General features: G+C 44.5%; 8 protein-coding genes. 3 read left to right on the top strand and 5 right to left on the bottom strand.

Translation table 11 applies throughout. The features are described from left to right. Positions 1-233: 233 nt before the first annotated feature. The 3 genes from IQ270_RS32285 to IQ270_RS12355 all read right to left on the bottom strand — a co-directional run bounded on the left by IQ270_RS32285 (position 234) and on the right by IQ270_RS12355 (position 3,203). Positions 234-398 (bottom strand): type II toxin-antitoxin system RelE/ParE family toxin, encoded by a 165-nt coding sequence (locus IQ270_RS32285; protein WP_339384141.1) that lies wholly within the window; start codon positions 396-398, stop codon positions 234-236. Continuing rightward, a complete protein-coding gene (locus IQ270_RS12360) occupies positions 395-676 on the bottom strand; it encodes a type II toxin-antitoxin system ParD family antitoxin (protein ID WP_193973501.1) in 282 nt (93 codons plus the stop codon). Before IQ270_RS12360 ends, IQ270_RS32285 begins: the two co-directional genes overlap by 4 nt. An 88-nt stretch (positions 677-764) precedes the next feature. Continuing rightward, entirely contained in the window at positions 765-3,203 is a 2,439-nt protein-coding gene (locus tag IQ270_RS12355; protein ID WP_193973500.1) for an NACHT domain-containing NTPase, read from the bottom strand. 201 nt (positions 3,204-3,404) lie between these two features. On the opposite strand from IQ270_RS12355, the gene IQ270_RS12350 reads away from it, so the two are divergent. Together IQ270_RS12350 and IQ270_RS12345 are read left to right on the top strand one after the other, a co-directional pair. Then, positions 3,405-4,013, top strand: a complete 609-nt coding sequence (locus IQ270_RS12350; protein WP_228056297.1) for an ATP-binding protein — start codon at positions 3,405-3,407, stop codon at positions 4,011-4,013. A gap of 47 nt (positions 4,014-4,060) precedes the next feature. After that, positions 4,061-4,795, top strand: a complete 735-nt coding sequence (locus tag IQ270_RS12345; protein WP_193973499.1) for a response regulator transcription factor — start codon at positions 4,061-4,063, stop codon at positions 4,793-4,795. Here IQ270_RS12345 and IQ270_RS12340 read toward each other — a convergent pair. Next, the gene (locus IQ270_RS12340) at positions 4,792-5,205 is read right to left on the bottom strand and encodes a gamma-glutamylcyclotransferase (protein WP_193973498.1); all 414 of its coding nucleotides are present in this window, start codon (positions 5,203-5,205) and stop codon (positions 4,792-4,794) included. The two genes, IQ270_RS12345 and IQ270_RS12340, sit on opposite strands and share 4 nt — an antisense overlap. A gap of 120 nt (positions 5,206-5,325) precedes the next feature. On the opposite strand from IQ270_RS12340, the gene IQ270_RS12335 reads away from it, so the two are divergent. After that, positions 5,326-5,925, top strand: a complete 600-nt coding sequence (locus tag IQ270_RS12335) for a glyoxalase-like domain protein (RefSeq protein ID WP_193973497.1) — start codon at positions 5,326-5,328, stop codon at positions 5,923-5,925. A 180-nt stretch (positions 5,926-6,105) separates the two neighbouring features. Here the strand turns inward: IQ270_RS12335 and IQ270_RS12330 are convergent, their stop codons facing one another. Then, positions 6,106-7,383 (bottom strand): bifunctional sterol desaturase/short chain dehydrogenase, encoded by a 1,278-nt coding sequence (locus tag IQ270_RS12330; RefSeq protein WP_193973496.1) that lies wholly within the window; start codon positions 7,381-7,383, stop codon positions 6,106-6,108. Positions 7,384-7,411 lie beyond the last annotated feature (28 nt).

Here is a 7,411-nt window from a genome sequence, read left to right as displayed (position 1 = left end):
GCTTTAAGGCTCAAGAGTGAACCCGCCCCTACAGCTTATTGAAAATGGTGCAATATCTCAGTTACAACGGATATTGAGGCAACCTAGCAGCAATTTCACTCCCGATCATCAGAAAATAGAGAAGGTAAATCCCGTTCTCCCCTCACGATCCGAACAATTTCAATTAAGTTGTCCAGCGCCCGATAAAGAATTATGTAACCTCTGATAGGAATTCCCCGCACAGAAGGAGCTAGTTACTCGTAACTGAGCCCTATATTGGGGAACTTAACTAAATTACGACACTTTTTATCAAAGTCTTCAACAAATTGTTCACCTGCATCTATATTTTTAGTTGCAAAGTAATCGGTAATTTCATTGAGATCGCGACTGGCTTCAGGGGAAATAATGTAGCGGCTCATTGTTGATTTTCCCGCATTTTGCGAAATTTTTCCCGCAATCTAGCTATAACTATCTCCCCATCAATTCCTTCGCCGCCTTCAAGTTGAGCTAGTCCTGCTGCTACTTTTGGACGAGTTTCATCCACCCATTCTTGATAACGATCGCTCTGTTGCCGATCGCTTCTGTCTGCGAGTAGTTCCAACGCCGCAGCAATTACCTCATCCACCGAAGAATATTTGCCACTTTTGACTTGCGCTTCAATAAATTTATTATGGTCAGGTTTTAGAGTAATGTTCATGCGCTTTACTTCTAATAACTTTTAGCCATTATATCATTTCCACTGGCTCTCTCCGTGTAAAGGCGAAGGGGAGGGCGATGGTGAGCAATTAAACGCGACCGCACTTGTCACCGGTTTTTTGGATATGGGCGATCGGCAACAGCAAGGTCTCCTCAATTTCCTGCCGCACAGCAGGAGATACATTACAACCGCTATTAAGGCACTTTACCAGCAATTTATTAGCATCGTAATAATTCTTCAGCAATGACTTCTGTTGTTCGCTAAATTGCCAAACGCGACCCAGATCGCGATACAAAATCATCATTTGTCTTAATCGCTTATCCCAAGCCTGACCGTTATCTTGCCACCATTTTGCAAAGATATCTTTGTCACTTTTTGGATCGGGCAGTTGTTCCAGAAGTTCTTGTATCCCTTGCCTTTGTTCAGGCTTAAGGGCAGGTACAAGGTCGCAGTCAAGAACAAGGTCAAGGTTAGGGACGAGGGTACGTTCAAGGGTAAGCCTGATGTAACCAAGAGTAGGCTCAAGCGCATCCTTAAGGACGGTATTCAGGGCAAGGTCAAGAGCACCTTCAAGTGCAAGGTTAAGAACCTGTTCCAGAGCTTGTCCCACAACTTTTTTTAGACAAGGGTCAAGAGAAAGGGCAAAGCCACAGTCAAGGAGGGGATATTCAAGGGTAAAGTAAAATGCTCTAACTGCCGCAGGTTTGTAGGCACAATCAACAGAAAGGGATTTTTTGTTGATCCACAGTAGGAACTGCTGCAACTGCTCATTGTCAGCGACCAGTCCATCAACTTGCTGCTTAATTGACAGCAACAAGTCATCAGCTTTTTGCAACATCCCAACTGCTAACAACAAGACTTCTCGCCAACGCTTCTCGGTCAGGTGGCTGACCAGTTTTTCCAAAGCTTGTGGAGCAGAATTGTTAACTATTTCTGTAGCAGTAAAATACTCTTGAAATGTTAGATGAGAAAATGAATAAATCCCTCTTGCCCTTTCCACTAATAAGCCATGTTGTGCTTCGATCGCCTTCAGCACAACCTCACTGCCCATCTCCAACTGAACGGGGTTAGTTGTGGCATCGGGCAAATTAGCTAGATATTCGGCAATCAATTGCTGAACTGTGTTTTTTTCAAAAAAATAATCGCCCCGTTCAAAAGTAATAACTGCTACAAAAGCAAGTAAATGTTTCTTGCGGCACAAATTCAAATCGCGATAAACTTCATCCCGTTTAATGCCTCTGGTTTCATCCCATTTTATGAGCATTATTTCCATTCCTTCCTCATACAACTTGGCTCTGTTGGATGGAAAATCCGCTTTTGCTTGGAATACTAAACAAGTCAAATTTAACAAGATAGGCGTTACTGCCAGTTCTCGGATTTGCTGATTTTTATTCATTTTTAGCTGCTCTATAAATTGAGATGCTAAAGCTTTCCCTGCCTCCATATTCTGGGAAAAAGCCACAAACCAATTGCCAGCAAAGGCAGCGATTTGCTTATTATTAAAATCGGCTACCTCAACACAGGTAAAGGCTGCGTCGTGAAATCTGTACTTAGCAGCGGCAATTCTACAGGTAATAATAAACTGATTGTTGTAATACTTTCCGGCAAAATGACGAATCTGTCTGACGACTGCATCGCTATCTGATTCTGGCACTTCATCTAAGCCGTCTAATAAAATCAAACCTCTGCCTTGACTGAGTGCGAATTCAGTTTGCGATCGCCCTTCTACTCCGCAACTGGCAAATTCGTCGCTGATATATTCTAATAAGTCAAGATTAGCGATTTCAGCAAAGGTTTTGAGAGGGATAAAAATCGGTATTTTGTTTGATTCAAATTTTGCCCGATCGCACTGAATGGCGATGTGTTTCAAAAAAGTAGTTTTACCGGAACCAGGTTTGCCGAGTACCATCAGTTTAGAGTGAGATTTCACCGCATCCAATCCAGGGACTCGTTTCTGGCGTACTTTACCCAATCCCAAGCGATTAAAGTTATCCGCATCTGGGTTGAAGTCTCTCAATAAATCGCTAATTTCTCCCGGCTGCCAACTGGTAATTTCCTCCAAAATGTTGACTTCAACGTAGAGGTTGCTGACATCAACGGGCTGTGCAATATCCAACAGTTGCATTTTGCTGTAAAGCTGTTGGATTTTGCTGTGGCATTTTTGCCGGATCTCTTCCACTACCGCATCAATAGGCTGTTGGCAAAAATTTCTAACCCCCCCAACCCCCCCTTGGTAAGGGGAGACTAAAGGAGGACGATCGACAATTTCTTCCCAATCCAACTGCAAAACCGTGCAGAAAGCCTTGAAAGCATGGGCTTTAATTGGTTCTCTTCCTGCTAAAAAACGCCTCCAAGTTGGCAGCGATAGGCCATCGGCATAGGGCCCTGCCTCTGTCCAAGCGCGATCGGGCTCTAATGTTTGACTAGCTTCTACTAGCCATCTGGGGTCTTCTATCGTCGATCCCCTTTCTCTTCTAGCTTGCCTAATTTTTACTAATCCCTCGTCAGAGGCTTTGAGGGTCGTCATTAGATAATTTACTTTTTTATTTGTCAATCTCAATTTTAGATCAGTTTAGCGATCGCAAACTGAGTTTGTCAAGATCCCAGCAACCAAGAGAAAATGATCCTGACAACAACTGCACGGCATAGGAGAAAAGTCAGGCATAAATCATCCAAAATTAATCCTTCAAAATGCCACTCTCTTGTGTCTCTAGAAATCACCTATTAAATGATGAAAAAGGATAGCAACATGAGCAATAATATCAAGGCAATTCCCTCCCGTGGAATCGGCATAAAACTTATTAACAAAATTGCCGACAATCTCAGCTATAAACGCACTTCTGACAATCGCAACTGTCTGTTAATTGTGAAAAATTTTCAGCCCGACACAATACCACCCCAGCAGACGAATCAATCTGGTTATTTGCAGGGGATAGTTATTTTTTTTAACAGCTTGAATTTTGGATTTAAAAAAGAACAAGATCGCCATTTTCATCGAATTTACAATCAGCCAACTAAAATAATTTACCTTCAACTAAACACTGACCTCAATAGTGTTGCACAAGTTTTATGGTGGGTCGAGCAGTTAGAGGATCTACCCATTCCCGAAGCAGTTTTGCAGCAGTGCAAACTTGCTACGATAGAAGGATTTACAAATGCTGTTCGCCACGCACACAAAAATCTGCATTTTCAAACTCCGATCGACCTTGAAATAACCGTATTTAACGAACGTCTAGAAGTCAAAATTTGGGATATGGGAGAGCCTTTTGACATCCAAGCTAAGTTGCTTGAAGAATTGCCTGTTATTTGGAGCGAGCTGGGATGTATGCTTGACTAAATCTGTACTTGTCAACTTTCAAGTAATAAGAAAGACATTTTTTTGTGATGACTACTAATACTGCTCTCAAGATTCTCGTGGTGGATGATGACCCACCCATTCGCAATCTAGTTCATCGTTTTTTAAATCAGAAATATCAAGTAGATTCGGCAGCAGATGGCGAGACTGCTTTAGCATTGTTTGAGGAATTTAAGCCAATGCTAGTAGTTCTAGATTGGAATTTGCCGGATACTACAGGCTATCATCTTTGCCAGGAAATGCAGCGCCGTACTAATGTTTTTGTGGTAATGCTAAGCAGCCGCACAGACGAAGCGGATAAAATTAAAGTCCTGTCTGTAGGTGCTGATGATTATATCTGCAAACCATTTGGTCTTCAGGAATTAGCAATGCGGATCGAAGTTGTGTTGAGACGGATGAGGTGTGTTACTCCATCACGTATTGTATTCGATCGATTCGCGATCGATTCAGCGCGTCGAGAAGCAACACTCAACGACAAAATTATCAAGTTAACAGCCTTGGAATTTAAGATTTTGTATTTTTTGGCAAGTCATTCCGGTCAATCTTGGAGTCGCCAACAGCTAATCGAAAAAATCTGGGGTTGGAACTGCAACAGCACAGAAGAAGAGAAAGTTGTTAGCGTACATATCGGCCAGATTCGCAAGAAAATGATTGAAGTTGATGCTACAGGATCGCAGTTGATTAAAACGGTTCGGGGTTACGGTTACAGGTTCGAGCCGCCCTCGCCCGCGGCAATGGCAATTTCCTCAGCTCATCGGCATTAACCACTTGATTTGGCGAAAAACCGATTTTCCCACGTCCCATCGGGCAGCCAGATGCCTCCTAGAGCACGAACGCGATCGGGTACCATGAAGTAAGCCCAAGCCGTGCCTAGAGGTTTGAAGTGTCGATCGCAAATTTCGATTTCCTGTCGCTGATATTCGTTTTCCGTCGGTTCCCGCAGCGGATGATAGTCTTCCAGTCTGTCTAAATCGTCCAAAATAGCCGAATTTGCGAAACAGAGGAGAAAACCGCAGACGTTACCATCTCCGGCCACCATTGCAGGATAGCCGATCGGCAGCGCAAAAAGCTGACCGCGGGCGATCGCCGGACAAGCATCCACAACCTTTCCCTCGCAGTAGCGCAGATAGTTGCACTCCCCCGGTTTGAGAGTGCCGTAGACAAAGACTTTCATCGGGTAGAGCCTAACCGCTAGTTTTTGCTAAGATAGATGCCTAAGCTAATAGTTTAAGTCTCGCGGGCGATCGCGACCACAATCTTGATAAATTTCGTTGTTTACCCTTTCTTATAATTCATGACTCTAGCAGTTAGTTTTATTGCTTTTGGACTTGGGCCTTTGTACTTGAGCTCTTTTTTGCCAGACCTGCCCCTGGACAGCTTGTTTTCGACTCAAGGGATTATGGTGATGCTGCTGGCCGCCTATGCGGGGGCGATGTGGATGTTTCTCACCAGTGCTCCGAAGGTACACACGGTGATGGTATCGGATCTCGGACAAGCCAGGGAGTTCTATGAAGGTATGCTAAACCTGCCCGTAGCAGAAGTGCCGCTGCATTACTACTACAATTACGAGCAAACCTTGGGAACCACTGGCATCGACCCCCTGTATTTGTCGCCGAATGTCGGGAGGGGAACGAGCTCTCAAACGATGGGGAGTCCCGAGGGTTTGTGGTATCAGTTAATGAAAAATACGCAACTGCACATTATTAGCGGGGCTGGTGTAGGGGAAAAAAATCGCGAACGTCATGTTTGTTTCGATCGCGATTGTTTGGATCAGCTATTGATGAGGGTACAAACTCGCGGCATTAGTTATAAAATTCGCCGGGAAAAGCCGCTGAATTTTTTGGTCAAGGATTATGACGGCCGTGTGATTGAAATGGCTGAGGTTAGTAATTAGATAAGAGTCGGCGGTTGAAACTCGGCGGTTGAAACCGCGACTATACAAACTATGTCCGCCTCCGCGGACTTAAGAAGGTAATGTACTTTTAACCGCCCTGTTTGTCTTCAACCCGCGGAGGCGGGTTTTGTCTGTGTAGTCGCGGTTTCCAACCGCCCGATATTCTGCGTTTTTTCTTTGTCAATTAATCTTAGCTTCAACATTGGATTTTTCCGCTGTCGCCGCTGCTTTAATCTCTGCAACTGTCTTGCGGCTGAAGAGTTGGAAATACGAAGAAACAAAGAATTCTTTAACTGGGAAAACAATCAAAGTCAAAGGATTGATTGTGACGATGATATTGCGGACATCAGCTTTAGCTTGTTTAACAATTTGCTGTGCTACCCAGTCTGGCGACATAATGCCGATCGGGTTTAAGTTGCTTTTAAATGGCCCTAAAATCAGTTTGCGAACGATGCAGGGCGCGTCCAGCCTCCGCAGGGTGACTAAATCTCCGAGGGCGCGTTTGCTGAGTTCGTACAGGGGACTGACAGCGGGAATTACTTCTGCTTCTGAAGTGTTGATCCAGACTTCTTTGCAAGCGATGTTTTCGTTAGTTCGGACTGTTAAGAAAAAGAGTTCCATCAGCCGCCACGCAGAAAAAGTGTTAATTTCGTATGAATTTGCGATCGCCTCTCCGGTTCTTTCTCCCTGTACATTAATCCCGTGATTGATGACGAGAATATCGATTTTTTCTAACAATTGAGCTAAATCCACCTCTTCTCCCGCGTGCCAAGTTACGGTTTTTACAGGCAAAATCTCGCCCTCTAAATTCAAAGTAATTTGCTCATTTCCCGAGGAGAGGGCGATAACTTTTGCACCAGCTTTGTGCAGGTGTTTGAGAAGTAAACGCCCTAAAGTTCCCGATGCACCGGTGACTGCTACAGTTTTGCCTTTAAGAGAAAGTGCTGTGCCCATAAGTTTATCTATTAAGGTGAAAGTACCGCAATAGTAAGCATTTTGATTGTCGAAGTGATGCCGCCAATGATAAGGTTTATTAACGAACCAGTTGCCCGGTAGAGTCTGGAAGTCTCCCGGTTGGTGGGTGATGTCGGTTAATTCGTCTGCACCTTTGATGCCTGTCGCGCGGGCGATCGCGCTCAACAAAAAGCCTAAAGTATAAATACAACCGGCTGCTGCGCCCCAATGATATTCCGGCAGCCAAAAATAAGCTAAAACCCACAGCAACAAGCCCAAAACCAACATCGCCCCAGCTTCGGGCACATCGTGACGCCAGTGCGCTTGCTTGTAAATTGTCTCGCTAACGGGCGTCAAATTCGGGCGGAAAACGCGGTGATGCCAATTGTGCAGCTTTTGCAAAGGCGGCACATAATGAGACGCGACGTGATAAAAGTCTCGGATGATTTCTGCCCAACAGACAGAAGCTATTGCTACAGCGCCGACTATCCAGTAATTTACCATGCTCGCAGAAGTTAGAAATTTCAGATAT

This window comes from Microcoleus sp. LEGE 07076 (assembly GCF_015207455.1).
Taxonomy (GTDB): domain Bacteria; phylum Cyanobacteriota; class Cyanobacteriia; order Cyanobacteriales; family Microcoleaceae; genus Microcoleus.
The sequence above is the reverse complement of the archived record's forward strand: the minus strand, read 5'-3'. Positions and strand labels throughout refer to the sequence as shown.